Genomic DNA, 25,447 nt, shown 5'->3' on the forward strand with positions numbered 1-25,447 from the left:
ACATGCCCGCTATGCCCCCACCCGTTGCCGACGAGCGTCAGGGTCTGCGCGAGTACGTGGCCGCCCAGCAGTACGCCTTCCACGCCGTGGCGTTCGGCTTGACCGACGAACAAGCGCGGTCGACACCGTCGGTAAGCGCGCTGTCGATCGGTGGCCTGATCAAACACGTCACCAATTGCCAACGCGGCTGGATGCAGCGGGTCGCGGCCGCACCCGAGCTGACCGACAGCGACCGACGGCCGATGGAAGACCAGCAGGCCGACTACCAGAGCGAGTTCATCATGGGCGAAGACGAAACCCTCGCCGACATCCTCGCCAGGTTCGACGAGCAGAATGCCGAGACGCTCGGGTTGATCGAGACCGCCGATCTGAACGCGGCGGTGCCGATCCCGCCGCATGTGCCCTGGTTCCCCAAGGACGTGTCGGCATGGTCGGTGCGCTGGGTGATCTTGCACATGATCGAGGAGCTGGCCCGGCACGCCGGACAGGCCGACATTGTCCGCGAAAGCATCGACGGTGCAACGCTTTACGAGCTGCTCGCCGGCCTCGAAGACTGGGAAGCGACGCCGTGGTTGACGCCGTGGGGCAAGGAACCGGTCGCCGGCTCGGTGTAAAAAGCTGAGCATGCAGGTTCGCAGCGGCACCGCGGTCTGCGGGGACGTCGGCATCTTCTACGAGGATCTCGGCGACCCCGCGGATCCGCCGGTGCTGCTCATCATGGGTGTCGGGGCGCAGTTGCCGATGTGGCCGGACGGGTTCTGCGCGCGGTTGATCGACGAGGGCTACCGGGTGATTCGCTTCGACCACCGCGACACCGGGTTGTCGACGAAGCTGGACGGACAACGCGCGGACGGGTCGGTGTATCCGCGGGTGCTGCGGTATCTGCTTGGCCGCGCCAGTCCGGTGCCGTACACGCTGGTCGACCTGGCCGACGACGCGCGCGGGTTGCTCGACCATCTCGGCCTCGACCGCGCGCACATCGTCGGCGCGTCCATGGGCGGGATGATCGCCCAGGTTCTTGCGGGCCGCCATCCGGAGCGGGTGGCTTCTTTGGGACTGGTGATGACGAGTGCGGGGACGCCGTTCTCGTCACTGCCTGCGCTGCGGGTGATCCGGCTGGCATTCGGCGCGCCCGCCCGGGACGCGCCACTCGAGCAGCGACTGGCCCACGAGGTACGCAACGTCGCAATCATCAACGGGCCCAACTTCTTACCGCCCGCCGAGCAGCTACACCGCCGGGTGCGGGAGCTGCGCGAGCGCAGCGACTACCCGCAGGGCATGCTGCGTCAGTTCGACGCGATCCTCGGCACCGGCAGCCTGCTGCGCTACACCCGTCGCATCACCGCACCGACCGTCGTCATCCACGGCACGAAGGACCCGCTGGTGCGACCGCGCAACGGCCGCACCGTCGCACGGGCCGTCGACGGCGCGCGCTACGTCGTCGTCGACGGAATGGGACACGACCTACCCGAACCGGTGTGGGGTCCGGTCGTCGGGGCGCTGACGGAGAACTTCGTCGGCCCTACCGCAGCACCTGACTGACGGCGTGCTCGACGACCGCGTCCAGATCGGTCCCCAGCCTGCCCGCCAGCCACTGTTGCGCCAGCTCGGCCATCGCACCGGTGTACATCGCCGCGCCGACCTGGGCGGCGACCGAGTCGGTGTCCGGCTGTAACCGCCAGCCCTCGGTGAGCACGCCTTCGCGCAACAAGTCCTGTGTCGCCGCACGCCGGGCCGCCAGCACCGGATTGGACCGCGCATCGGTGAACAGCACCCGGCCGCGGCGCGGATCCTCGGAGCTGAACCCGAGTACCGCGGCGATCCCGGCCCGGGTCCTGACTCGCAGCGATTCGCCTGCCTCCGACATGGCCCCTTCGATCGCTTCGGCCAGTTGGGCGCTCACCTGGTCGTAGACCGCCCCGAGCAGGTCGTCGGTGTCGGCGAAGCTCTCGTAGAAATACCTCGTGTTCAGCCCGCATTCGCGGCACACCGACCGCACCGACACGGCAGCCTCGCCGCCATCGCCGAACAGCCGGAAGGCGGCGTCGATCAGCTGGGCTCGACGCTCGGCGCGGCGGTCCGTCAGCGGCACGCCCGCCCATCGGGTCGGACTGGACACGACCCCAGCCTAGGCGGCATCACGTCGACTCTGGTCACACACGTGACCAAAATGTATTCTGGCTACAGCCGTGACCAGAGTTTGCAACCAAGGAGCCGACGTGATTCTGCTGCCGCACCAGTTCATCGGAGAGGCGCTCAACCAGCGCTTCGACAAGGACATCCGGCGCAACTACTTCCGCGGTATGGAATTCGCTGCGCCGGTGGGCGATCCGGGCTGGTTCGGCCCCGGCAGCGCGGTCTGGCACGTGCACTCGCACATGCAGGCGCTGATCTTCGGCCTGCAGTGCGCGGCGTTCATGGAGCGGCTCGATCCGTCGATCTACTGGATGGGCATGCACCACTCACGGTTGGTCAAGCGCGACCCGGAAACCGGGGTCGCCGTTCCCGAGATCGACCCCAAGGGCGCGGTGGTGCGTCTCGGCCACTCGATCGCGTTCTTCATCGGCACCGCCTACGGCTCGACCGAGACTGCCGAGCGCCTGGCGAAGGCCGTCCGCTCGATGCACCACACCATCAAGGGCACCCGCCCCGACGGCGCCCGCTACGACGCCGACGACCCGGACTGGTTGCGATGGAACTACGCCACCGTGGTGTGGGGCCTGGCGACCGCGCACGAGCTTTACCATCCGAACCCGTTGCACGGCAAGAAGATCGACCGTTATTACCGAGAGTTCGCGCGGGTCGGCCATGCGTTGGGCGGCACCGACCTGCCCGAGACGAAGGCCGAGGTCGCCGACTGCCTCGAGTCGTACCTGCCGCGATTGGCCGTCACGCACGGCACGGCGCTTGCCACGGGGCCGGGCCTGCCGCTGGCGCAGAGCGCGATCAACTGGGCGATCCGCGACACGATGCCGCGCTGGGCCAAGCAGTTGATCCAGCACAAGGACCCGAACATCCTCGAGCGCACCGCGCGCCGCGCGACGGTCTGGTCGGTGATCAACGGCTTGCATATCGCGCAGGGACCGATACCGGAGTTCCGCCAGGCGCAGGCCAGGGTGGCGCCGGGTACCGACGTGCCGCCTACGCTGCCGACATACCGGCTGGGCGACGACGAAATCCGCACACGCGACGAGGTCGAGCGCAGTTTCGCCGAGGCATGAATCAGCCGCGAGATGGCATTCCAGCAGGAAAAGTACGAGTAGCGGCCTGCTGGAATGCAATTTCGGCGAAACAGGCCCCGTAGAAGGCAACTGTGAGCCGGTGCACAGGTTTTTACGCGCCACCACTGATTTTGAGACACTGGCCCCTATGAGTGCCACGCGAAAGACGCAGCACCGCGACGTAGCCAAGCTCGACAGGGTCCCCCTGCCGATCGAGGCGGCCCGCGTCGGTGCCACGGGTTGGCAGATCACCCGTACCGGCGCGCGGGTCGTTTCGAAGATCGCCGGCCGCGGTTCGCTGCAGCAGAAGATCATCAAGCAGGTTCCGCAGGCGTTCGCCGACCTGGGGCCCACCTACGTCAAGTTCGGCCAGATCATCGCGTCTAGTCCCGGCGCGTTCGGCGAGCCACTGTCCAAGGAGTTCCGCAGCCTGCTCGACCGGGTTCCGCCCGCGGACCCCGAAGAGGTGCACAAACTGTTCGTCGAGGACCTCGGCGACGAACCCGCGAACCTGTTCAAGAGCTTCGATGAGAAGCCGTTCGCGTCCGCGTCGATCGCCCAGGTGCACTACGCGACGCTGCACAGCGGTGAAGAGGTCGTCGTCAAGATCCAGCGCCCCGGCATCCGCAGGCGGGTGGCCGCGGATCTGCAGATTCTCAAGCGCGGCGCGCGGCTGGTCGAGTTCGCCAAGCTGGGTCAGCGCCTGAGCGCTCAAGACGTCGTCGCCGACTTCGCCGACAACCTGGCCGAGGAACTCGACTTTCGGCTCGAGGCGCAGTCGATGGACGCGTGGGTCGCGCACATGCACGCCTCCCCGCTGGGCAAGAACATCCGTGTGCCACAGGTCTATTGGGACCTCACCAGTGAGCGCGTGCTGACGATGGAGCGCATCCAGGGCACCCGTATCGACGATGTGAAGACCATCCGGCAGAAGGGCTTCGACGGCACCGAACTGGTCAAGGCCCTGCTGTTCAGCGTCTTCGAAGGCGGCCTGCGACACGGACTGTTCCACGGCGACCTGCATGCGGGCAACCTCTACGTCGACGACGACGGCAAGATCGTGTTCTTCGACTTCGGGATCATGGGCCGGGTCGACCCGCGCACCCGCTGGCTGCTGCGCGAACTCGTGTACGCGCTGCTGGTGAAGAAGGACCACGCCGCAGCGGGCAAGATCGTCGTGCTGATGGGCGCGGTCGGCACCATGAAGCCGGAGGCGGAGGCGGCCAAGGACCTGGAGAAGTTCGCGACCCCGTTGACCATGTCGACGCTGGGCGACATGAGCTACGCCGAGATCGGCAAGCAACTGTCGACGCTCGCCGAGGCATATGACGTCAAGCTGCCGCGCGAACTGGTGCTGATCGGCAAGCAGTTCCTCTACGTCGAGCGCTACATGAAATTGCTCGCACCGAAGTGGCAGATGATGTCGGATCCCCAGCTGACCGGCTACTTCGCCAACTTCATGGTCGAGGTCAGCAGGGAACACGACACAGAACTCGACAGCGAGGTCCGCGGCTGAATGCAGGTCCGAACCGGATTCGCCAAGTCCGGCGATCTCGACATCTACTACGAGGACATGGGCGACCAGAACGACCCGGCCGTCCTGCTCATCATGGGACTCGGCGCGCAGCTTCTGATGTGGCGCAAGGATTTCTGTGAGCGGCTCATCAACCAGGGCCTGCGGGTCATCCGGTTCGACAATCGCGATGTCGGCCTCTCTACGAAACTTCACGGACTGCGCACCGACGCCCCGCTGGTACCGCGGATGCTGCGCTCGCTGTTCGGGATGAAAAGCCCGGCCGCTTACACACTCGAAGACATGGCCGATGATGCGGCCGCCCTGCTGGACCATCTCGAGATCGAGCACGCCCACGTCGTCGGCGCGTCGATGGGCGGGATGATCGCGCAGGTGTTCGCCGCCCGGCACAAACCGCGCATCCAGTCGTTGGCGATCATCTTCTCTAGCAACAACCAAACGCTGCTGCCGCCACCGGGTCCGCGACAGCTGGTCGCGATCTTGCAGCGGCCAAGGGGCAACACCCGCGAGGCGATCATCGAGAACGCCATCAGGGTCACCAAGATCATCGGCAGCCCGGGCTTCCCCGCGTCCGAGGAGCGGTTGCGCGCCGACGCGATCGCCGACTACGACCGCTCCTACTACCCCGCCGGGATCGGCAGGCAATTCTCGGCGATCCTGGGCAGCGGCAGCCTGTTGCACTACGACCGCGAGATCACGGTTCCCACGGTGGTGCTGCACGGCAAGGCCGACAAGCTGATGCGCCCGCCAGGAGGACGCGCGATCGCCAAGGCCATCGAGAGCGCCCGACTGGTGCTGTTCGACGGTATGGGTCACGAACTGCCCGAGCCGCTGTGGGACGACATCATCGGCGAGCTCAAAACCGTTTTCGCCCCGAATATTTGACGTCAGCGCAAGCGTCCCTCGGGTGGCCAGCAGGCACGGCTGCGCGTACATTCGTCCCGAGTGCTTCCGGGCTTGAACTGTCACAGGCGACGCGAGCTCTGATTTCGCCCAGAAAGGCACAAACAGTGGCTGCAACACGCAACTTGACGCCGCACTTCGCCGACGTGCAGGCACACTACGACCTCTCCGACGAGTTCTTCCGGCTCTGGCTGGATCCGTCCCAGACCTACAGCTGCGCCTACTTCGAGCGCGACGACATGACGCTGGAGGAGGCTCAGCGCGCCAAGGTCGATCTCGCGTTGGGCAAATTGAGCCTCGAACCGGGGATGACGCTGCTCGACGTCGGCTGCGGCTGGGGTTCGACGATGATGAGGGCCGTCGAGAAGTACGACGTCAACGTCATCGGCCTCACCTTGAGTGAGAACCAGCACGCCCACGTCGAGAAGGTCTTCGCCGCATCCGACAGTCCGAGGTCCAAGCGGGTGTTGCTCCAGGGCTGGGAACAGTTCGACGAGCCCGTGGACCGAATCGTGTCGATCGGCGCGTTCGAGCACTTCGGCAGGGACCGCTGGGACGACTTCTTCACCATGGCCCACCGCGTGCTGCCCGACGACGGGGCGATGCTGCTGCACACCATCACCGCGCTCACGCTTCCGCAGATGGCCGAGCAGGGTATGCCGCTGACGTTCTCTGTGGCACGGTTCGTGAAGTTCATCCTCACCGAGATCTTCCCGGGCGGATACCTGCCGACGATCGAGCTGGTCGCCGAGCACGCCGAGAAGGCGGGCTTCGAGTTGACCCGGCGACAGAGCCTGCAGCCGCACTACGCGCGCACGCTCGACTGCTGGTCAGCGGCGCTAGAGACCCACAAGGACGAGGCGATCGCCATCCAGTCCCAAGAGGTCTACGACCGCTACATGCACTACCTGACCGGCTGTGCACACGGCTTCCGCGTCGGATACATCGACGTCAACCAGTTCACGCTCCAGAAGTAACCCCGGCTTGCCACAAATTGCCGCCGGAGTGGCGGCACGTCGAATTAGGGTCTGGCAACGGCCGACGATAGGGTGTCGACCAGATCATCACGTGACGACGTGCAGGCCCGCGTCACGTCTTTGGGAAAGGCCAAGCAGGGGAAATATGTCTGACAACTCAACCGGCACGAAGGATATGCGGCCTCATTTCGAGGATATCCAGGCGCATTACGACCTGTCGGACGACTTCTTCGGCGTGTTCCAGGATCCGACGCGCAAGTACAGCTGCGCGTACTTCACCGGCCCGAACGTCACGCTGTCAGAGGCGCAGGTCGCCAACGTCGACCAGCACCTCGACAAGCTCGACCTCAAGCCCGGTATGACCCTGCTGGAGGTGGGCTGCGGGTGGGGCCTGACGTTGCAGCGTGCGATGGAGAAGTACGACGTCAACGTGATCGGGCTGACCCTGTCCAAGAACCAGCAGGCCTACTGCAACCAGCTGTTGAGCAAGCTGGATACCGAGCGCACGTACGACGTCCGGCTGGAGGGCTGGGAGCAGTTCCACTCCCCCGTCGACCGCATCGTCTCCATCGAGGCGTTCGAGCACTTCGGATTCGAGCGTTACGACGACTTCTTCAAGACGTGTTTCGACATCCTGCCCGACGACGGTCGGATGACCATCCAGAGCAGCGTCGGCTATCACCCGTACGACCTGGCTGCACGCGGTAAGAAGCTGACCTTCGAGATGGCCCGCTTCATCAAGTTCATGATCACCGAGATCTTTCCCGGCGGCCGCCTGCCGACGACGCAGATGATGGTCGAGCACGGGGAAAAGGCGGGTTTCCAGGTGCCTGAGCCCTTGTCGTTGCGCAACCACTACATCAAGACGCTGGGCATCTGGGCCGATCGCCTCGAGCGCAACAAGGACACCGCGATCGCGGCCGCCGGCGAGGAGAACTACGACCGGTACATGCGCTATCTCAAGGGCTGCCAGTGGTACTTCATTGACGAGGGCATCGACGTCAGCCTGGTCACGTACCTGAAGCCCGGCGCAGCCGCGTAAGGGACGAAACGTAGGGAAATACCTGATTCGCCCGGGGTGAGCAATCGCTACCGTTCGACAGATGAGCGGGAGTGGGGAATCCGCGTGCTACCTGGCGGAGTGGTACCTGCCCGAGGTCACTGAGCAATCGGTCGAGGACCTCGTCGCACGCCTTGACGCGGCTGCGGCCGCCGCCACTGGCGAGGGCACCCCCGTCGAGTTGCTGATCACGCTGGCTGTCCCCGACGACGAGGTGCTTTACGGCGTCTTCGGCGCCGGCTCCCCCGAGATCGTCTCCCGGACCTGCCTCGCGGCGGGTGCACCACATCAGCGGCTGTCCGCTCCCGTGGGCACCCGGATCCGGCGCCACAACCGCGCATGACGTTGCCGGACGCCTGCACAGTCTTTGGCTTCGCCTATTAAGCGCACCTCGCAGCTGCATATCCCCGGCCCACGACTACTGCGCCCTCATACGTCAGCGGGATATCCTCGATTTGCTGTCGACGAGGGGTGTGGTTCTGGTGTCCGGCGTAATCGAGCGCCCGGCCGAATTTCGGGCGGTCGGCGATTTCCTGGAATCCGCCGACAGCTGGCCATGTGCACTTGTCATCGAGGGAGAGGCCGGAGCCGGCAAGACCACCCTGTGGCTGACGGGTATCTCTGCGGCCCGTCAACGCGGCTTCCGGGTGCTGACGGCGCGCGCCGGCCAGGCCGAGACGACTCTCGCGTATGCGGCCGTCGCCGACCTCTTCGGCGACATCCCCTCTGAGGTCTTCGCCGGCCTGCCGGACGTGCAGCGCCTGGCTGTGGATCGCGTGCTGCTGCGCGCCGACGGCGACGGCCCGCCGACAGATCAGGGCGCGGTGGCGGCGGCCTTCGCCGGTGCCGTCGAGCACCTCTGCGGCGACGGGCCGGTGCTCATTGCCATCGACGACGTGCAGTGGCTCGATCCGTCCAGTCAAGCCGTGGTGGCCTTCGCCGCTAGGCGGTTCAGCGGTTGCGTGGGCGCGCTGGTCACCGAACGCACCGAACACGAGGGCGTCGGCGCGGCGAGTTGGCTGCAGGTGGGCGACCCGTCCGCCGTCCGCCGGGTGCACGTGGGTCCCTTGAGTCTCGGCGGACTGCACGCCCTGATCTCGGCGCGGCTCGGCCGGTCCTTTCCTCGCCCGACGATGGTCCGGATCGCCGAGATCTCCGGCGGCAACCCGTTCTACGCCCTCGAGTTGGCGCGGGCGATCGACGCAGGCGATTCCCAGTCGGTGTTGCCCGCGACGCTCGCGGAGTTGATGCGCAGGCGCATCGGTCGGCTGGAACCCGAGACGCAGGTCCTGCTGCTGGCCGCCGCATGTGAGGCCGCTCCCACCGTCGACCTGTTGGCTCGTGTCACGCACAGCACGGGCGATCGCACCGCCGAACTGCTGGCCGAAGCCAGAGACAAGGGCATCCTGACCATCAGCGGTGACGCGGTGGCGTTCTCGCATCCGCTGCTGGCGCGCAGTGTCTATACCGATGCCAAACCGAGTGCGCGACGCGCCATGCACCGGTCGCTGGCCGAGGCGGTGGTACTCGACGAATCCAGAGCCAGGCATATGGCACTGGCCGCCGCCAGCGCCGACCCGGCCACCTTGGAGGCCCTTGACATCGCCGCCGATACGGCGGTTGCACGCGGTGCGCCCGCCGCGGCCGGCGAATTACTCGAGTTGGCAATCGGTCTCGGCGGTGATACACCGACGCGGCGGATTCGCGCGGCCGACCACTACCTGCACGCCGGCGATCTGGAGCGCACCCGTAAGCTGCTCGACGGAGTGACCGAGCGTATCCCGCGTGGCGCGCACCGGGCGATGGCGTTGAACTTGTTGGCCAGCATGCGGATTCAACACAACAGCTTCACCGACGCCGTTGTCCTCTTGGAACAGGCGCTCGACCATGATGAGGGTGACCGCGAGGTCCGGGTCCGTACCTTGCTGCTGCTGGCGTATGCGCGCCTCAACGCCGGTGAGTTCGGGGCAGCGCTACAGAGCGCGGAACGGGCGGCCGCTTACGCCGAAGACGTCGGCATCGCCGACCTCACGAGTCAGGTTCTCGCGGTGCGCACCAACATCGCCTGCATGTGTGGTCGCGGCGTCGACTGGGCGGGCATCGACCGGGCGTTGACGCTGCAGGATCTGAGCAGCGAGGCGCCGATCGCATTCCTCGCCAGAGCCAACCACGCCTTGCTGCTGGCGTTCGTGGGGCGCTTGGACGAGGCGATGGACCAGATGGCCTTCGTGCGTCAACGTTGCCTCGAGCGAGGGGCCGAAACCGATCTGATCTTCGTCGCTGTGTTCAGCGCGTTGATCGAGATCTGGCGGGGACGCTACGACGACGCGACCCGTATCGCCGAGGAGACCGTGGAGCGGGCACAACAACTCGGCGGCGAGCACATGCGAGTGGTCGCCAAGACCATCCAGTCCGCGGTCGCTGCGTACGCTGGCAGGCAGGGCGAGACCCGCGCTGTCGCCCGGAAGGCGATCGACCTCGCCGAGCGTTGCGGTTCCCCCCGGCTGGCCGACTGGGCCTCGGTCAACCTGGCCTTCCTCGAGGTGTCGTTGAGCAATTACGAACAGGCGCTGCAGATCTTGCAGCCGCTGGTCGACCGGTTCCCGTTCCTGCCAGGTACGGAGATCATCACCGCGGGATTCGTCCCCGACGCAGTCGAAGCCATGGTCGCGCTCGGCCGCGCAGCCGAAACCGAGCCGATGATCGAGGCGCTGGAGGCCAATGGGCGACTGTTGAACAGATCGTGGATGCTGGCCACCGCCGCACGGTGCCGCAGCCTCTGGCTGGCCGCGCGAGGTGATGTCGACGAGGCGGCCGACATGGCGAGACGGGCGCTGGCCCACCATGAGACGCTGCCGATGCCCTTCGAGCGTGCTCGAACCCTGTTGCTGTTGGGCCAGTTACAGCGACGTCAGCGGCAGAAGGACGCGTCGCGCACGACAATGACCGAGGCCCTGCACCTGTTCGAGGGTCTGGGCACTCCGCTGTGGGCGCAGCGGGCGCGCGCCGAGCTCGCGCGGGCCGGCGCGTCGACTAACGGACATCTGGGTTTGACGCCGTCAGAGCACCGTGTCGCCGAACTCGCCGCGTCGGGGATGACGACCAAGGACGTGGCCACCGCGCTGTTCATCAGCCCCAAGACGGTCGAGACCAACCTCTCTCGCATCTACCGAAAACTCGGAATCAGATCAAGGGCCGAACTCGGGCGCGTCTTCGGCGAGAACCGTTGAGCCTCAAGCCTTCCCAGCCGACTCTCGTCGAACGTAATTCACCAGAGACGCGGCCGCGTCGGCGGGCTCGAAACCGACCGACTGGATCTTGGTGAGATCGAGGACGCTGTTTGCCGGTCGAGGCGCAACGCGTTTCGTTGCGTCGGCGAAGTACTGCTCGGTCGTGACATCGGTGATCCGGCCCGGGTCGTGACCGGCGAGTTCGAACGTCCGCCGCGCGATGTCGGCCCACGTGGTCACCGTCCCCGAACCGGTGACGTTGTAGGTGCCATACGGCGCCCGGCTGTCCACCAGGCGGCGAATTGCCCTGGCGAGTTCGGATGTGAAGGTGAGTCTGCCCTGTTGGTCGTTGACGACAGACGGGTTCACCCCGCGCTCGGCCAGCGACAGCATCGTGCGCACGAAGTTGCGGCCATCCCCGATCACCCATGAGGTCCGAATGATGTAGTGCCGGTCCACCGTTGCCACGATGAGGTCACCGGCTGCCTTGGTTTGCCCGTACACACTGAGAGGCGACACCGGGTCATCCTCGAGGTAGGGCGTAGACGCGCAACCGTCGAAAACATACTCGCTCGAGATGTGCACGAGGGTGATGTTGTGCTCAGCGGCGATACGCGCCAAGGAGGTGACACCGGCGACATTAACGGCCCACGCCACCGCACGGCCTTCCGGAGTCTCTGCCGTGTCCACTGCCGTATACGCCGCAGCATTTATAATCGTTTCGTAGTCATGCCAGCGACGCGCCGCGATGATATCGCGATCGCTGAGGTCGATTTCGTCAACATCCACGAACTCGACTTGCGGAGTGCCGGCATACAGCTCGCGCAGTGCCCGGCCCAGTTGTCCACCAGCACCGAGCACCAGGGTTTTGCGCGCCGGGACCGGGCTGACTCCCTCCAGTCGAGGATGCCCGCGATCCTTCTCCGACAGCACCGCCCGCTCTAACGGGATCGGCCAGCAGATGGCGATGGTCTCGTCGGCGAGATTGAGTGACGTGTACTCCCCATCGGGCGAGTAGTGATCGTTCACCAGGTAGGTATAGACGCTGTTCGGCTCCAAGGTCTGGAATGCATTCCCAACGCCCCGAGGAACGAATACCGCTCTGGAAGGATCGATCTCGGTGGTGTAGGTGGTGCCGAATGTGGGTCCCTCGCGGAGGTCCACCCACGCTCCGAATACCCGACCGGTCGCGACGGAACTGAACTTGTCCCAGGGTTCGGCGTGTACCCCGCGCGTAGTGCCGACGGCTTCGTTGAAGGATACGTTGTTCTGCACGGGCTTGAAGTCGGGTAAGCCGAGCGTGACCATCTTCTCACGCTGCCAGTTCTCCTTGAACCACCCTCGGTTGTCTCCGTGCACCGACAGCTCCCACACGACCAACCCAGGTATGGGAGTAGTGATGGCGCGCAGGGGTTTACCGAACTCAGTCACAAGTAAGCCTTTTTCACTGGCCAATCCGGGCATAAAAGCTCTCGGTGGCGTCTTTGGCCGGAGCCCACCAGTCTTCGTGGTCGCGGTACCACTGGATCGTTGCGGTAAGACCTTTTTCGAACTCTTGATATCGCGGTTGCCAGCCGAGTTCCTCGCGCAGCTTGGTCGAGTCGATGGCGTACCGCAAGTCGTGGCCCGCTCGATCGGTGACATGGTCGTAGGCGTCGGCCGGCTGGCCCATGAGAGTCAGGATCATCTCGATGACCGTCTTGTTGTCCCTCTCACCGTCCGCGCCGATGAGGTAGGTCTCGCCGAGCCGGCCCTTCTCCAGAACGGTCAGCACTGCCGAGGAGTGGTCGTCGGCGTGGATCCAGTCCCGCACGTTGCGGCCCTCGCCGTAGAGCTTCGGGCGGATTCCTCGCAGGACATTTGTGATCTGTCGCGGGATGAACTTCTCGACGTGCTGATAAGGCCCATAGTTGTTGGAGCAGTTCGAGATCGTCGCGGCCACACCGAACGATCGAACCCAGGCCCGTACCAGCAGATCGCTGCCGGCCTTGGTCGACGAGTACGGAGACGACGGGTTGTACGGTGTCTGCTCGGTGAACCGGCGCGGGTCGTCGAGTTCGAGGTCCCCGTACACCTCGTCGGTCGAGATGTGATGGAAGCGCGTGCCGTGCCTGCGCGCGGCCTCGAGCAACGTGAAGGTGCCCGCGAGGTTGGTGTGCAGGAACGGCTCGGGGTTGTCCAGCGAATTGTCGTTGTGCGATTCGGCGGCGTAGTGCACGACCGCGTCGACCGACACGACCAGCTCGTCGACCAACGGGGCGTCCGCGATGTCGCCGTGCACGAACGTCATTCGGTCGTCAGGCAGTCCCGCGAGCGATGCGCGGTTGCCCGCGTAGGTCAGTTTGTCGAGCACGGTGACGTGATGATCGGTGTGGTCGATGACGTACCGCACGAAGTTCGAGCCGATGAAGCCGGCCCCTCCGGTGACGAGGAGTCGCGCCATCAGCGCCCTCTCTGCAGGAGATCCAACAGATACTTGCCGTAGCCCGACTTCACCAACGGCTCAGCACGTTCCCGCAATCCGTCGTCGTTGATCCAGCCTTGATACCAGGCGATCTCCTCGGGAGCGCCGATCTTCAGCCCGGTGCGCCGTTCCATGGTGCGCACGTACTCGGCGGCGTCGGTCATCTGGTCGAAGGTACCGGTGTCCAGCCAGGCGGTTCCGCGGGGCAGCACGTGCACCTGCAGCCGCTCCTGCTCGAGATAGCAGCGGTTGACATCGGTGATCTCGTACTCGCCACGGGCACTCGGCTTCAGGCCCTTGGAGATCTCGACCACGTCGTTGTCGTAGAAGTACAGACCCGGTACGACGTAGTTGCTCTTGGGCCGCTCGGGTTTCTCCTCCAAGGAGATGGCCAAGCCGCTGTCGTCGAACTCGATCACGCCGTATGCGGACGGCTCCGCCACCCAATAGGCGAAGATGGCGCCGCCGTCGATCGTGGTGAAGCGTTTGAGCTGGCCGCCCAGCCCGGGGCCGTACAACAGGTTGTCGCCGAGCACGAGGGACACGTTGTCGGTGCCGATGAACGTCTCACCGATCGTGAATGCCTGTGCAAGGCCGTCCGGAGACGGCTGCTTGGCGTATGTGATCGAGACTCCGAAGCGCGACCCGTCGCCGAGCAGACGTTCGAAACCGTCCCCCTCGTGGGGCGTCGTGATCACCAGGATGTCGCGTATGCCCGCCAACATCAGCGTCGAGAGCGGGTAGTACACCATCGGCTTGTCGTAGACGGGCACCAGTTGCTTCGACACACCCAGGGTTATCGGGTGCAGACGCGTGCCGCTCCCGCCCGCCAAGATAATGCCCCTCACGCGCCCAATCGTGACACACAGCGAAGTCGCGCTCGCAGAGAGACGCTGGTCCGGACGGCTGAACTGGGCGCGATTAGGCTGCGGCCCGTTCGGAATCCTGCGAGTCGTCGTTATTGTCGGCGCCCTGGGGGTCTTTCATGGTCCCGCTCGGGTCGGGCTTCGTCGTGAGGCCTTCAGAGGGTTCCGGGCTCGCCGGGGCGATCCGTTGCACGGTCCCGTTATCGCCGTCCGCAGGCCCTGCGGCCGGCTTGTTCGGCGAGGCGTGCATCGACACGCTGCGACCGTTGGCATCGATCCGGTTCTGTGCCGGATTTGTATTGACCTCGGAATCCTTCTTGACGTCGGGGTCCGTCGCGGCAACGACGACGTTGCCGTCGGCGGGGTCCGTCGTCTTCTCGTCCACGACTTGTTCGGCGACGATTGGAGTGGTTTCGAGTACGGGCACCTGCGGCTCCTCGCCCTCGAGGATCTCTCCTTCGGCAGGCTCCGTGATGACCTCGCCCTCGTCCGGGACAGTGATGACCTCGCCCTCGATCGCTCCCTCGACGACCGGCGCCCCAGCACCTTCAGTCAGCGTGAGATCCCCCTCGCTGTTGACGGTGAGCACCATCTCGTCGGCGTCGTCACGCGCGGCCAGCAGCCGCGAATCGTCACCCTGGTTTTCGTCGGTATCCGCCAGAATCTCGGCTCCCGGCGGATCGCCCTGCTCATCCGCCGCACCGGGAGTAGCGACCGGTGCCGGCGCCGGATCGGGGGTGATCGTTATCGGCTTCGGGGCCAGCTCAGGGATGAAGTTCCCGAGGAAATTGACCACACCTTGGAAGACAGCCGGAATCATCCTGAGCACCAGCGTGATTGGGTTGAAAAACGGGATCAGTCCGATTGGGGAGTACTGCCCGAACGGGACGTTGCGGTTGTATCCCGTCTCTTCGATGAGCACCTCGAGTATCGGTTCCCAGAAATCTGCGATCGGCTTGCCGATCAATGGGATCGAGTGCAGCGGGCGCACTATCGGTAGCACCTTCGGCCGGACGGTGTAGTACGTCGTGTCCCCGTACTGCTGAATCTGGACGAGATCCGGGTGCTTTTCGGGATACGTGGTGAGCTCTTTCCACTCGGCGACGGTGTATCCGGCGGGAGTTTCACCCGGATCGCTGTCCTCGTTGATCGCGAGGTAGGTGCCGTGGTCGTAGTAGAAGCCCAGGACCGAGTTGATGATGGCCAGCGGATTGAGCAAGTACTGCGGGAAGTCCGCGATGCCTTCCCACCGGATAGCCCAGTCCTTTGTCTTGAACGGCGTGTTGGTCGGCGTGGGCTGGCCGGTCGTCACATCGAGGATTGGGATATGGCCGAGGATTCCGAACCGCGAGAGGATTCCGCCGTTCGGGCGATTCGGATTGCCGATATAGACGAACTCTATGGAGTCCGCGCTATCGACCAGATCTTTCCACTGGCCGCTGGCGAACTGCATCTTCGAGATGGTGACCACGCGGGACCCCTGGGAATAGCCGGCTATCACGATGTCGCCGTCGTAACCGAGGCTCTGCATCGTCGTCAGCACTTCATTCAGGTTCTCCACGCCATCGGCCACGGACACGTCAAACTTTTCGCACCGACCAGGATCGCACCAGCCCGGCAATGGAATCGGCCAGAACGATGCGAAGTAGTCGATCCCGTCCAGCTGGCAACTGTTGGCGACCGTGCAATCCGTGCGCTTCATGTAGTAGTCACGGTAGTTCGGCATGTAGAACTCGACCTCGTTCGCGTCCGGCGTCCCGGTACCCGGCACAATCAGCGCGGTCGTGGCGGCCAGACTGACCGCCGCCATCAATGCGGTCGCGGCGCTGAGGACGGCAGCGCTCAGCAGGCCCAGCAAAGAGAGAAAGACGACCCGGATGCACTTACGCATGGGTCAACTTTCACATAGGCGCGGCGGCAGCGACGACAAAACCCGCGAAGTTCCCGGGGTAATTTCTGTCGGCCAGATATCTACCGGCCCAATGCAGCCGTTGCATCCCCGAGGTCGCTGAGAGCAATGCCCAGCCACCGCTTCCGGGTTGTCGAGCAGAGAACGCGCTCGGACGTTCTGTGCTCAGTCGCCGGATTCCGTGTGCAAACCCCGCGACGGGCGGTCTCTACGCCCCGGCTTCGGTGAAGTTGCGCGTCACCGACGGATCGACCGGAATGCCCGGGCCGGTCGTGGTCGAGATGACGACCTTCTTGAGGTAGCGGCCCTTCGACGACGACGGCTTGGCCCGCAGGATCTCGTCGATCGCGGCGCCGTAGTTCTCCGCAAGCGCCTTCTCGTCGAACGACGCCTTGCCGATCACGAAGTGCAGGTTGGCCTGCTTGTCGACGCGGAAGTTGATCTTGCCGCCCTTGATGTCGGACACGGCCTTGGCGACGTCGGGCGTCACGGTGCCGGTCTTCGGGTTCGGCATCAGGCCACGCGGACCGAGGATGCGCGCGATGCGGCCGACCTTGGCCATCTGGTCGGGCGTCGCGATCGCCGCGTCGAAGTCCAGCCAGCCGCCCTGGATCCGCTCGATCAGGTCGTCGCTGCCGACGGCGTCGGCACCCGCGGCCTCGGCGGCCTCGGCCTTGTCCCCGACCGCGAACACCACAACGCGGGCGGTCTTGCCGGTGCCGTTCGGTAGGTTGACGGTTCCTCGCACCATCTGATCGGCCTTACGCGGGTCGACACCCAGCCGGATCGCCACCTCGACCGTCGCGTCCTGCTTCTTCGATCCCGTCTCCTTGGCCAGCTTCGCCGCCTCCAGCGGCGTGTACAGCCGGCTGCGGTTCACCTTCTCGGCGGCTTCGCGGTATGCCTTGCTCGTCTTGCTCATCTGTTTCTCCTAGTTGCTGAGTTGTGGTTGGCGGGCCGAAGCTGGCCCTCCCACGAAAATCCGGTCGAACTACTCGACCGTGATGCCCATCGACCGGGCGGTGCCGGCGATGATCTTGGCGGCCTGATCGATGTCGTTGGCGTTCAGGTCTTCCTTCTTGGTCTCGGCGATCTCGCGCACCTGATCCCAGGACACCTTCGCGACCTTGGTCTTGTGCGGCTCGCCCGAGCCCTTCTGCACACCAGCGGCCTTGAGCAGCAGCTTGGCCGCGGGCGGCGTCTTGAGGTTGAAGGTGAAGCTGCGGTCCTCGTAGACGGTGATCTCGACAGGGATGACGTTGCCGCGCTGGTTCTCCGTCGCGGCGTTGTACGCCTTGCAGAACTCCATGATGTTGACGCCGTGCTGGCCGAGCGCCGGACCCACCGGCGGGGCGGGGTTGGCCTGCCCGGCCTGGATCTGCAGCTTGATCAGCCCGACGACTTTCTTCTTCGGGGCCATGGTGTTGGTTGTTCCTCTCTCGGTTCTCTGCGACTTGTGCACACGTTGTTGCGCCGAGCGCTCCTAGGCGTGCTCAGATCGCTGGCTTAGATCTTGGCGACCTGGTTGAAGGTCAGTTCGACAGGTGTTTCGCGGCCGAAGATGGACACCAGCACCTTGAGTTTCTGCTGCTCGGCGTTGACCTCGCTGATCGAGGCGGGCAGCGTCGCGAACGGGCCGTCCATGACGGTGACCGACTCGCCGACCTCGAAGTCCACCTCGATGGGTGCGCGCTCGATGCCCCCGGCCTCGGCGGCGGCTGCACCGGCCGCAGCGGCGGCCTTGCCCGGCTTCTTCGCCGCGGCGGGCGGGAGCAGGAACTTCACCACATCGTCGAGCGACAGCGGCGACGGCCGCGACGTGGCACCGACGAAGCCCGTCACACCCGGTGTGTTGCGCACCGCGCCCCACGACTCGTCGTTGAGTTCCATGCGCACCAGGATGTAGCCGGGCAGCACCTTGCGGTTGACCTGCTTGCGCTGACCGTTCTTGATCTCGGTGACCTCTTCGGTCGGCACCTCGACCTGGAAGATGTAGTCGCCGACGTCCAGGTTCTGCACGCGGGTCTCGAGGTTGGCCTTCACCTTGTTCTCGTAACCGGCGTAGGAGTGGATGACGTACCAGTCGCCCGGCTTGGTCCGCAGCTCCTTCTTCAGCGCGACCGCCGGATCCTCTTCCTCGGGCTCGGCTTCAGCGGGGGCCGCTTCACCGGCCGCGTCGTCCGTGGTGGCCGCCTCGTCGCTCACGGCGTCACCGGCGACGTCGGCGTCCTCGGTCGCCGGGTCGATGGTCGCGTCGGTCGTCGCCCCAGTCGTTTCGTCGATCAGGTCAACGCTCTCGGCCGAAGGCGTATCGCCCTCGAAGCTAGTCACTTGTCAGTCCTCTCGAAATTCTCATCCGTCGCGCGTACTCGTCAGCCGAACACCAGCGAGACCAGCTTGGCAAGGCCGAAGTCGACGCCGCCGATCATCGCCAACATGAAGGCCAGGAACAGCAGCACCACGCCGGTGTAGGTGGCCATCTGCTTGCGGTTCGGCCAGATCACCTTGCGCAGCTCGGCGACGACCTGCTTCAGGTAGTTCCAGACGAACAGAAAAGGATTCCGCGACGGCCCGTCGGCACGCTTCTTGGCGGCCTTCTTCGCGGTGCCCGACCCGTTCTTCGTGGGTGACGCCGCGGTGCCGGTGGACAAGTCGACCGCTTCGCTGGCGTCTTCACCGGCGGCTGTCCGACGGGTCCGCTTGCCCGACGGGCGGGTCGGTCGGGTCACGACGGCGCCGCGGCCGTTCTCGGTGTCGGAGCCGGCATCGTCGTGCTCGTCGCTCACCGCATGCTCCCTTGTCTGGTCATCTGGTTTGTGGGTCACCTTCCAGTGTCCACACTTGTCGAGTATTCAGTTGAGCAGGGGCGACAGGACTTGAACCTGCAACCTGCGGTTTTGGAGACCGCTGCTCTGCCAATTGAGCTACGCCCCTTCAGAGTGGCACTGCGACAGGCCACCCGTTCGGGGCTCACACAATTCGCGCGCTCCCCGATCGGCCGATCTTAAAACCGACGGACAGCGCGCTGGACTGGGAAAACCCCGAGGACCGAGTGTAGCGCGCCACCCATGCGAGTTACTAATCCACCGGCGGGCCGGTCATCAGGCTTCGACCGGCGCGCCGGTCATCGTGCAGACGCCTCGCCGTTCACGCTATCGCCGCCATCGGGATCCTCGGCGGGATCATGGACGACGGGCTTGCGCACGACCTGTCCCGTCTCCGGGTCCCAGCCGGCCGAGATCGAATTGTCGCCCTCGTGGCCCATCAGCGTGGTGAACGATTCCATCACGAGCTCGCCGCGTTGGTCCACCAGCTTGTTGCGGGTGGTGACGATGTCGGCGCCGAACCGTTCGTCGACGGTCAGGATTTCCATCGTGCCGGTCAGTTCGTCACCGACCTTGATCGGTCGATGGAACTTGAACTTCTGGTCGACCTGCACGATCTGCATGGTCTCGAAGCCCACGTCGTTGTGCTGGAAGAAATGCCGCTGGATCATCACCGCGAAGATCGACATGAACGTCGGCGGCGCGATCAGGGCGTCGTGGCCCGAGGCCCGGGCTGCCTCGAGACTATGGCTCTGCGGATCATGCGCCTTGACGGCGTTGGCGTACTGGCGGATCTGCTCATGTCCCACGACGTAGGGCTCCGGATACTTCCAGACCATGCCCTTGATATCGATCTTGAGGGCCACGGCTACGCCAACTTCGCAACGGCCACCGCGCGACCGAAGATTTTCTTGCCCCCGGTGGTTGCCGAGAGCGCGATGGTCACCGACTTCGTTTCGGGCTCAACGGATTTCACCCGTCCGCTGAAGACGATCTCCGCCCCGATGCCGTCGTTGGGCACCGGCACGACAGCTGTGAACCGCACGTTGTACTCGGTGACCGCCGCCGGATCGCCGACCCACTCGGTGACGTATCCGCCGCCCAGGCCCATGGTCAGCATGCCGTGCGCGATCGCGGTGTCCAGTCCGACCTGCTTGGCGATGTCGTCGTCCCAGTGGATCGGGTTGAGGTCACCCGACACCCCCGCGTAGTTGACGAGGTCCTGCCGCGTCAGCGGAATCACCTTCTCGGGAAGTTCGTCGCCCTTCTTCACCGAGGCGAACTCACGCAGTGGCATCTGAAAAACCCTCTTCTCCGTCACCCGTCCGACCCGCCAGGGTCGTGAACGTCTCCTGCACGACGTCACCGGCTTCGTTGGTGACGATGTTCTTCAATACGACGATGTCGGTGCCGTGGGCCTGGCGCACGGAGTCCACCTGCACCTCGCAGTAGAGCTTGTCACCCGCGAAGATCGGCTTGGTGAACTTGACCACCTGGTCGACGTGCACGATCTTGGCGTCCTTGATCCCCACGTTGGCGTGCTCGAAAAACGATATCTGCGCCATGTAACCGAGGACGCTCATGAATGTCAGCGGTGCGGGCAACGACTTGTGGCCGAGTTCGGCTGCGGCGTCCTCGTCGAAGAACGCGCGGTCGTCGTTTTTCACCGCAACCGCGTACTCGCGAATCTTCTCGCGACCGACGACGTAGTAGTCGGGGTAGCGGTATTGCATCCCGACGATCCGCTCGGACAACGACACAGTTAGTGAACCTACCTACCACCCGGGCGACGCCTGCGGGCTGACTCGTCTTAGCGCGATTCCTTATGCGGCTGGTGCTTGCCGCAGTTCGGGCAGAACTTCTTGATCTCGAGCCGGTCCGGGTCGTTACGCCGGTTCTTCTTGGTGATGTAGTTGCGGTGCTTGCACACCTCGCACGCCAAAGTGATCTTCGGCCGTACGTCGGTACTGGAGGCCACGGTTCTTAGTCCTTCGTTTACGCGTTCGATGCTGCCTGTAGCGGTGGGGGGGCTCGATCCCCCGACCTCACGATTATGAGTCGTGCGCTCTAACCAGCTGAGCTACACCGCCCCGGGATCCGGGCGGATGTCCGCCCGCTCACCGAGCCCCCTAACGGAATCGAACCGTTGACCTTTTCCTTACCATGGAAACGCTCTGCCGACTGAGCTAAGGGGGCCTGACCCGGCGGTCATGCCGCGGGCCTTAAAGAGGGTACAGCCTGCCCTGCAGCGCCGCCAAACAGCAGCTCATTCCGGTCCCATCCCACTCGAAAGCGGTGTCTGGTGGGCTGTGTCGCGCTATGCATGCAGACGGAGGAGGTCCCATGGGAGTGCGGTCTGCCGTAGGGCGACGGTGGGTGCTGCTGGTCGACGCCTGGCGCACCAGGCTCTGGCCGGTGCCCACTGTGGGTGTGCTGCTGGCCATCGCCGGCGGGATCGCGCTGACCGAGCTGGACCGTGCGCTCGACGATCGTCTGCCGGCGACGGTGACGGATGTGTTGTTCGGCGGCGGCCCGGCCGCGGCTCGCGAGGTGCTCGGCGCGGTGGCGACCTCGATGATCACCGTGACCTCCTTGACCTTCTCCCTGACGCTGGTCACCCTGCAGTTGGCCAGTAGCCAGTTCTCGCCGCGGCTGCTGCGTACGTTCGTCCGCGACCGCTTCGTGCAGCGCACGTTGGCGCTGTTTCTGGCCACCTTCACCTACGCGCTGACCGTCTTGCGCACCGTCCGCGACGACGAGGAGTTCGTGCCGAGGATCGCGGTGACGCTCTGCTTCGCGCTGACGCTGCTCAGCGTCCTGGCCCTGGTGCTGTTCCTCGCACACCTGGTCCGTGAGATCCGGGTCGAGACGATGCTGCGCAACGTGTACGCCGACGGGCTCGAGACGGCGTGTGAACTGCTGCCTCTCGAAGACGCCGAGGACGCCGACGCGCCCCCTGGCGTCCGGTTCACCGGCATCCCGCGCAGCGCGCCGGTGGTGCCGGCCCCGGCGTCGGGATTCCTGGTGCATGCCGACGGGGGCGCGCTGCTCGCCGCGGCCGTGGACCACGACGCGGTCATCGCCGTGACGCGCAAGCCCGGCGCCTGGCTGGTCGCCGGAACCCCCGTGGGCAGAGTGTGGCCCGACCGCGACGGCGCCGACTTCGACGCCGACCAACTGGCGACGCTGTGCGACCGGGTGAGCGGCGCCATCAACACCGGTAACGAGCGCACCAGCGTGCAAGACGCCGCCTTCGCGATCCGGCAGCTCACCGATGTCGCGGTCAAGGCGCTGTCACCGGGCATCAACGACCCCACCACCGCGGTACACGCGCTGGGACACAGCTCGGCGCTGCTGTGTGCGTTGGCCAAACGGCGGCTGGGCCCGGTGATCCTCTCCGACGAGAACGGCACACCGCGAGTGGTGCTGGCGGGCCCGGAATACGCCGAGCTCCTCGACGAGGCGCTGGCACAACCCCGGTACTACGGAGCCGCCGACGCGGCCGTCCTGCAGCGGATCGTGGACCTGCTCGGCGAGGTAGCGTGGTGCGCTGTCGACTCAGACCAGCGGGCCGCGGTCGCCCGGCAACTGGCGCTCGCGAAACGCGATGTGGCCCAGCAGGATTTTGATCCGGAGCGCCGCCACACACTGTTGCGGGCGTGTCGCTCTGTCGAGTCGGCGCTGGATGGACGGAGGGCCTCATGACCGAACCCGGCGCGACCCGTGTGGCGGTCTACCTCGACTTCGACAACATCGTGATCTCGCGGTATGACCAGATCCACGGGCGTAACTCGTTTCAGCGCGACAAGGCTGCAGGTTTTCACAAGAATCCGGGTCGGCTGACGCAAGCGACCGTGGACGTCGGCGCAATCATCGACTACGCGTCGTCGTTCGGGACGCTGGTGCTGACCAAGGCCTACGCCGACTGGTCGACCGACGTCAACGCCGACTACCGCGACCAGCTCGTCGGGCGCGCGGTCGACCTGGTGCAGCTGTTCCCAGCGGCCGCCTACAGCAAGAACGGGGCCGACATCCGGCTCGCGGTCGACACCGTCGAGGACATGTTCCGGTTGCCCGACCTGACCCACGTCGTCATCGTCGCCGGCGACTCCGACTACATTCCGCTCGCGCAGCGGTGCAAACGCCTCGGGCGCTACGTCGTCGGCATCGGCATCACCGGCTCGATCAGCCGGTCGCTGACCGCGGCCTGCGACGAGTACGTCTCCTACGACGCGCTGCCCGGCGTTCCGGCGGTCAAGACGGAAGCCCCGAAGCGGCGACGCACCAAGGCCGACGCGGAGCAGGAAGCAGAACAGCCCGATCCGCAGGCCGCGGGGACCGCGCTGCTCGAGCGGGCGCTGCGCATCGCACACGGCAAGGACGACTCCGACTGGTTGCACAACTCGGCGGTCAAGGCTCAGATGAGGCGCATGGACCCGTCGTTCTCGGAGAAGTCCCTCGGGTTCAAGTCGTTCAGCGACTTCCTACGCTCGCACACCGACTTGGTCGAACTCGACGAGAGCAGCACCATCCGCATGGTGCGGCTGCGCAGCCAGGACTGAGCCCGAAATCCGAGCGCAGATACGCTGACGGTCATGGCTTCGGATCGGCTCTACTTCCGTCAGTTGTTGTCCGGTCGCGACTTCGCGGCCGGCGACATGATCGCCCAGCAGATGCGCAACTTCGCCTACCTGATCGGTGACCGCGAGACCGGCGACACGGTGATCGTCGACCCCGCCTACGCCGCAGGCGATCTCGTCGACGCGCTGGAGGCCGACGGCATGCGGCTGTCCGGCGTGTTGGTCACCCACCACCACCCCGACCATGTCGGCGGCTCGATGATGGGGTTCGAACTCAAGGGGCTCGCCGAACTGCTGGAGCACACGAGCGTGGCTGTGCATGTCAACCAGCTTGAGGCCGACTGGGTTTCGAAGATCACCGGCATCGCCCGCAGCGAGCTCACCGTGCACCACCACGGCGACCTCGTCAAGGTCGGCGACATCGACATCGAGCTGCTGCACACGCCCGGCCACACCCCCGGCAGCCAGTGCTTCCTGCTCGACGGGCGGCTCGTCGCCGGCGACACCCTGTTCCTGGAGGGGTGCGGGCGCACCGACTTCCCCGGTGGCAATGTCGACGACATGTTCCGCAGCCTGCAGGCGCTGGCGAAACTCTCCGGCGACCCGACGGTGTTCCCCGGCCACTGGTACTCCGCCGAGCCCAGCGCCTCTCTGTCGGAGGTGCGCCAGACCAACTACGTCTACCGGGCGAGCAACCTCGACCAGTGGCGCATGCTGATGGGCGGCTGACCTTTCGCCCATACGTGGTGCGGCGGGCGAAAAAGCGTCGGTCTGAGTGCTGCTGCGCTAATCTCCGTTTGCTCGGCGCCTATCGGGAGGACCGCTTGCGATGACGACACCACCCTCGCCCGCAGGCTGGTATCCCGACCCCGACGGCACTATCGGCCAACGGTATTGGGACGGTTCGACGTGGACCGAGCACCGTTCGGCGGGCCCGACGTCGCAGCCCGCAGAGCCGCCGTCGGCCATCGAGCCACCGATGCACGCCGAACCGCGCTCCAACGACAATCGCACTCTGCTCACCCGCTACCTCGCCGTGTGCGGTGCCCTGCTGCTCGTCCTGATCCTCGCCCTCGCCTATGGGTTGGTTCGAGATGACAACGACGACGGCCTCAGGTCATCTGGCACCAGGACGTCGCCGCCTGAGACTGCCGACCAGCCGACCACGACGGCCGAGGAACAGGCCGGTACTCGCACGCCAGATGCGCTGCCGCCGCTCGTCGGAGCGACCGTCGACGGGCCGCTGTCGTTCACGGTGGTCGACGTCGAGACTGGTTCGACGGTTTCGTCGACCGAGGCTCCGGTGGAGAAGACCGCGACCGGTGAATACGTCGTCGTACGCCTGTCGGTGGTCAACGACGGCGATGCCACCGTGCAGTTCCTCGGCACCCTGCAGAAGTTGCACGCCGGAAACACCGTCTACTCCATCGACGATGAGGCGACGTTCTACGTGGCGGCGGATTCGTCGAGATCGAACCCGGCGCGGAGGCGCTGGTCGGACTCGCCTACGACGTGCCGACGGGAACGGTGCCGGGCTTCATCGAGGTGCATACCGATCCGTTGAGCCCGGGTGTGCGGATCCCGTTGACGTAGCGTTCCGAGAGACTGGCGGGCATGGCGGACACGACCTATGCCGACGTCTCGGAATGGCAGGTCGGAGTCGACGACAACTATCCGTACCCGGTGTTGTGCATCCGCTCCAACGATGGGACGTATCGAGATCGTCGGTGGCCCAACAACTATGATTGGTGCCGCCGCAGTGCCGACGACGGGCGTCTGACATTTTTCCTCGTGTACTTCGTGTGGCGGCCGAACTGGCGCAAGACCGCAGGGCGCGCCACGGTTTGGCAACTGTGACATGAACTCCGCCGACGGTCT

27 protein-coding genes and 3 tRNA genes are annotated in these 25,447 nt (G+C 65.4%); 14 read left to right on the forward strand and 16 right to left on the reverse strand.

All coding sequences use genetic code 11. The features are described 5' to 3' along the window. The first annotated feature begins 2 nt into the window (after positions 1-2). Both AAHH99_RS11790 and AAHH99_RS11795 read left to right on the forward strand, forming a co-directional pair. Positions 3-614: a DinB family protein gene (locus AAHH99_RS11790; RefSeq protein WP_418768776.1), complete on the forward strand. Its 612-nt coding sequence runs from the start codon at positions 3-5 to the stop codon at positions 612-614. Between the two features lie 10 nt (positions 615-624). Beyond that, positions 625-1,542 carry an alpha/beta fold hydrolase gene (locus AAHH99_RS11795; protein ID WP_418768777.1) on the forward strand — a complete coding sequence of 306 codons (918 nt, stop codon included), beginning with the start codon at positions 625-627 and terminating at the stop codon, positions 1,540-1,542. Here AAHH99_RS11795 and AAHH99_RS11800 read toward each other — a convergent pair. Next, entirely contained in the window at positions 1,523-2,119 is a 597-nt protein-coding gene (locus AAHH99_RS11800) for a TetR/AcrR family transcriptional regulator (RefSeq protein ID WP_418768778.1), read from the reverse strand. The genes AAHH99_RS11795 and AAHH99_RS11800 overlap by 20 nt on opposite strands. Before the next feature lie 103 nt (positions 2,120-2,222). On the opposite strand from AAHH99_RS11800, the gene AAHH99_RS11805 reads away from it, so the two are divergent. From AAHH99_RS11805 to AAHH99_RS11835, 7 genes are all read left to right on the forward strand, one after another. After that, entirely contained in the window at positions 2,223-3,221 is a 999-nt protein-coding gene (locus AAHH99_RS11805; protein WP_418769601.1) for an oxygenase MpaB family protein, read from the forward strand. 148 nt (positions 3,222-3,369) lie between these two features. Beyond that, positions 3,370-4,737: an ABC1 kinase family protein gene (locus AAHH99_RS11810; RefSeq protein ID WP_418768779.1), complete on the forward strand. Its 1,368-nt coding sequence runs from the start codon at positions 3,370-3,372 to the stop codon at positions 4,735-4,737. Further along, on the forward strand, positions 4,738-5,640 hold the full coding sequence (locus AAHH99_RS11815; protein ID WP_418768780.1) for an alpha/beta fold hydrolase: 903 nt from the start codon (positions 4,738-4,740) through the stop codon (positions 5,638-5,640). 125 nt (positions 5,641-5,765) lie between these two features. After that, on the forward strand, positions 5,766-6,635 hold the full coding sequence (locus AAHH99_RS11820; RefSeq protein WP_418768781.1) for a cyclopropane mycolic acid synthase family methyltransferase: 870 nt from the start codon (positions 5,766-5,768) through the stop codon (positions 6,633-6,635). Positions 6,636-6,780: 145 nt separating this feature from the next. After that, complete coding sequence (locus AAHH99_RS11825; protein WP_064427277.1) at positions 6,781-7,677, forward strand: cyclopropane mycolic acid synthase family methyltransferase; 897 nt, start codon at positions 6,781-6,783, stop codon at positions 7,675-7,677. Between the two features lie 61 nt (positions 7,678-7,738). Further along, complete coding sequence (locus AAHH99_RS11830; RefSeq protein WP_418768782.1) at positions 7,739-8,038, forward strand: hypothetical protein; 300 nt, start codon at positions 7,739-7,741, stop codon at positions 8,036-8,038. A 139-nt stretch (positions 8,039-8,177) separates the two neighbouring features. Then, positions 8,178-10,925: a LuxR C-terminal-related transcriptional regulator gene (locus AAHH99_RS11835; RefSeq protein ID WP_418768783.1), complete on the forward strand. Its 2,748-nt coding sequence runs from the start codon at positions 8,178-8,180 to the stop codon at positions 10,923-10,925. A gap of 3 nt (positions 10,926-10,928) precedes the next feature. Here the strand turns inward: AAHH99_RS11835 and AAHH99_RS11840 are convergent, their stop codons facing one another. From AAHH99_RS11840 to AAHH99_RS11910, 15 genes are all read right to left on the reverse strand, one after another. Continuing rightward, complete coding sequence (locus AAHH99_RS11840; RefSeq protein ID WP_418768784.1) at positions 10,929-12,356, reverse strand: sugar nucleotide-binding protein; 1,428 nt, start codon at positions 12,354-12,356, stop codon at positions 10,929-10,931. Between the two features lie 13 nt (positions 12,357-12,369). Further along, entirely contained in the window at positions 12,370-13,368 is a 999-nt protein-coding gene (gene rfbB, locus AAHH99_RS11845) for a dTDP-glucose 4,6-dehydratase (RefSeq protein WP_418768785.1), read from the reverse strand. Further along, positions 13,368-14,237, reverse strand: a complete 870-nt coding sequence (gene rfbA / locus AAHH99_RS11850) for a glucose-1-phosphate thymidylyltransferase RfbA (protein WP_418768786.1) — start codon at positions 14,235-14,237, stop codon at positions 13,368-13,370. Before rfbA ends, rfbB begins: the two co-directional genes overlap by 1 nt. 73 nt (positions 14,238-14,310) lie before the next feature. After that, positions 14,311-16,146 carry a PE-PPE domain-containing protein gene (locus AAHH99_RS11855; protein WP_418768787.1) on the reverse strand — a complete coding sequence of 612 codons (1,836 nt, stop codon included), beginning with the start codon at positions 16,144-16,146 and terminating at the stop codon, positions 14,311-14,313. A 226-nt stretch (positions 16,147-16,372) separates the two neighbouring features. Then, positions 16,373-17,086 carry a 50S ribosomal protein L1 gene (gene rplA / locus AAHH99_RS11860; protein WP_418768788.1) on the reverse strand — a complete coding sequence of 238 codons (714 nt, stop codon included), beginning with the start codon at positions 17,084-17,086 and terminating at the stop codon, positions 16,373-16,375. 69 nt (positions 17,087-17,155) lie between these two features. Continuing rightward, complete coding sequence (gene rplK / locus AAHH99_RS11865; RefSeq protein ID WP_059101294.1) at positions 17,156-17,584, reverse strand: 50S ribosomal protein L11; 429 nt, start codon at positions 17,582-17,584, stop codon at positions 17,156-17,158. A gap of 86 nt (positions 17,585-17,670) precedes the next feature. Further along, positions 17,671-18,495, reverse strand: coding sequence for a transcription termination/antitermination protein NusG (gene nusG, locus AAHH99_RS11870; protein WP_418768789.1), 825 nt, complete (start codon positions 18,493-18,495; stop codon positions 17,671-17,673). 41 nt (positions 18,496-18,536) lie between these two features. Further along, positions 18,537-18,950: a preprotein translocase subunit SecE gene (gene secE / locus AAHH99_RS11875; RefSeq protein WP_418768790.1), complete on the reverse strand. Its 414-nt coding sequence runs from the start codon at positions 18,948-18,950 to the stop codon at positions 18,537-18,539. A 75-nt stretch (positions 18,951-19,025) separates the two neighbouring features. Then, positions 19,026-19,098, reverse strand: a tRNA-Trp gene (locus AAHH99_RS11880). A gap of 190 nt (positions 19,099-19,288) precedes the next feature. Continuing rightward, a complete protein-coding gene (hadC, locus tag AAHH99_RS11885) occupies positions 19,289-19,855 on the reverse strand; it encodes a (3R)-hydroxyacyl-ACP dehydratase subunit HadC (protein WP_418768791.1) in 567 nt (188 codons plus the stop codon). Positions 19,856-19,857: 2 nt separating this feature from the next. Beyond that, entirely contained in the window at positions 19,858-20,286 is a 429-nt protein-coding gene (hadB, locus tag AAHH99_RS11890; RefSeq protein WP_068201336.1) for a (3R)-hydroxyacyl-ACP dehydratase subunit HadB, read from the reverse strand. Beyond that, a complete protein-coding gene (hadA, locus tag AAHH99_RS11895) occupies positions 20,273-20,749 on the reverse strand; it encodes a (3R)-hydroxyacyl-ACP dehydratase subunit HadA (RefSeq protein ID WP_418768792.1) in 477 nt (158 codons plus the stop codon). The genes hadB and hadA overlap by 14 nt, the downstream gene beginning before the upstream one ends. A 50-nt stretch (positions 20,750-20,799) precedes the next feature. Then, entirely contained in the window at positions 20,800-20,967 is a 168-nt protein-coding gene (gene rpmG, locus AAHH99_RS11900; RefSeq protein WP_059101288.1) for a 50S ribosomal protein L33, read from the reverse strand. Positions 20,968-21,005: 38 nt separating this feature from the next. After that, positions 21,006-21,079, reverse strand: a tRNA-Met gene (locus tag AAHH99_RS11905). Between the two features lie 33 nt (positions 21,080-21,112). After that, positions 21,113-21,185, reverse strand: a tRNA-Thr gene (locus AAHH99_RS11910). A 147-nt stretch (positions 21,186-21,332) separates the two neighbouring features. Here AAHH99_RS11910 and AAHH99_RS11915 point away from each other — a divergent pair. The 5 genes from AAHH99_RS11915 to AAHH99_RS11935 all read left to right on the forward strand — a co-directional run bounded on the left by AAHH99_RS11915 (position 21,333) and on the right by AAHH99_RS11935 (position 25,426). Beyond that, a complete protein-coding gene (locus tag AAHH99_RS11915; protein ID WP_418768793.1) occupies positions 21,333-22,694 on the forward strand; it encodes a DUF2254 domain-containing protein in 1,362 nt (453 codons plus the stop codon). After that, entirely contained in the window at positions 22,691-23,551 is an 861-nt protein-coding gene (locus tag AAHH99_RS11920; RefSeq protein ID WP_418768794.1) for an NYN domain-containing protein, read from the forward strand. Before AAHH99_RS11915 ends, AAHH99_RS11920 begins: the two co-directional genes overlap by 4 nt. 33 nt (positions 23,552-23,584) lie before the next feature. Beyond that, complete coding sequence (locus AAHH99_RS11925) at positions 23,585-24,298, forward strand: MBL fold metallo-hydrolase (RefSeq protein ID WP_418768795.1); 714 nt, start codon at positions 23,585-23,587, stop codon at positions 24,296-24,298. A 100-nt stretch (positions 24,299-24,398) separates the two neighbouring features. After that, positions 24,399-25,133: a DUF2510 domain-containing protein gene (locus tag AAHH99_RS11930; protein WP_418768796.1), complete on the forward strand. Its 735-nt coding sequence runs from the start codon at positions 24,399-24,401 to the stop codon at positions 25,131-25,133. A 50-nt stretch (positions 25,134-25,183) separates the two neighbouring features. Next, a complete protein-coding gene (locus AAHH99_RS11935) occupies positions 25,184-25,426 on the forward strand; it encodes a hypothetical protein (RefSeq protein ID WP_418768797.1) in 243 nt (80 codons plus the stop codon). The last annotated feature ends 21 nt before the right edge of the window (positions 25,427-25,447 follow it).

It is taken from the genome of Mycobacterium neumannii, from assembly GCF_048452905.1.
Lineage (GTDB): Bacteria > Actinomycetota > Actinomycetes > Mycobacteriales > Mycobacteriaceae > Mycobacterium > Mycobacterium neumannii_B.

What these genes read in the sequence shown, in the direction of transcription:
- AAHH99_RS11790 (WP_418768776.1), top strand. Translation starts at nt 3, where the DNA reads ATGCCCGCTATGCCCCCACCCGTTGCCGACGAGCGTCAGGGTCTGCGC.
- AAHH99_RS11795 (WP_418768777.1), top strand. Translation starts at nt 625, where the DNA reads ATGCAGGTTCGCAGCGGCACCGCGGTCTGCGGGGACGTCGGCATCTTC.
- AAHH99_RS11810 (WP_418768779.1), top strand. Translation starts at nt 3,370, where the DNA reads ATGAGTGCCACGCGAAAGACGCAGCACCGCGACGTAGCCAAGCTCGAC.
- AAHH99_RS11815 (WP_418768780.1), top strand. Translation starts at nt 4,738, where the DNA reads ATGCAGGTCCGAACCGGATTCGCCAAGTCCGGCGATCTCGACATCTAC.
- AAHH99_RS11825 (WP_064427277.1), top strand. Translation starts at nt 6,781, where the DNA reads ATGTCTGACAACTCAACCGGCACGAAGGATATGCGGCCTCATTTCGAG.
- AAHH99_RS11830 (WP_418768782.1), top strand. Translation starts at nt 7,739, where the DNA reads ATGAGCGGGAGTGGGGAATCCGCGTGCTACCTGGCGGAGTGGTACCTG.
- rfbB (WP_418768785.1), bottom strand. Translation starts at nt 13,368, where the DNA reads ATGGCGCGACTCCTCGTCACCGGAGGGGCCGGCTTCATCGGCTCGAAC.
- AAHH99_RS11855 (WP_418768787.1), bottom strand. Translation starts at nt 16,146, where the DNA reads ATGCGTAAGTGCATCCGGGTCGTCTTTCTCTCTTTGCTGGGCCTGCTG.
- rplA (WP_418768788.1), bottom strand. Translation starts at nt 17,086, where the DNA reads ATGAGCAAGACGAGCAAGGCATACCGCGAAGCCGCCGAGAAGGTGAAC.
- rplK (WP_059101294.1), bottom strand. Translation starts at nt 17,584, where the DNA reads ATGGCCCCGAAGAAGAAAGTCGTCGGGCTGATCAAGCTGCAGATCCAG.
- hadB (WP_068201336.1), bottom strand. Translation starts at nt 20,286, where the DNA reads ATGCCACTGCGTGAGTTCGCCTCGGTGAAGAAGGGCGACGAACTTCCC.
- AAHH99_RS11915 (WP_418768793.1), top strand. Translation starts at nt 21,333, where the DNA reads ATGGGAGTGCGGTCTGCCGTAGGGCGACGGTGGGTGCTGCTGGTCGAC.
- AAHH99_RS11920 (WP_418768794.1), top strand. Translation starts at nt 22,691, where the DNA reads ATGACCGAACCCGGCGCGACCCGTGTGGCGGTCTACCTCGACTTCGAC.
- AAHH99_RS11925 (WP_418768795.1), top strand. Translation starts at nt 23,585, where the DNA reads ATGGCTTCGGATCGGCTCTACTTCCGTCAGTTGTTGTCCGGTCGCGAC.
- AAHH99_RS11930 (WP_418768796.1), top strand. Translation starts at nt 24,399, where the DNA reads ATGACGACACCACCCTCGCCCGCAGGCTGGTATCCCGACCCCGACGGC.
- AAHH99_RS11935 (WP_418768797.1), top strand. Translation starts at nt 25,184, where the DNA reads ATGGCGGACACGACCTATGCCGACGTCTCGGAATGGCAGGTCGGAGTC.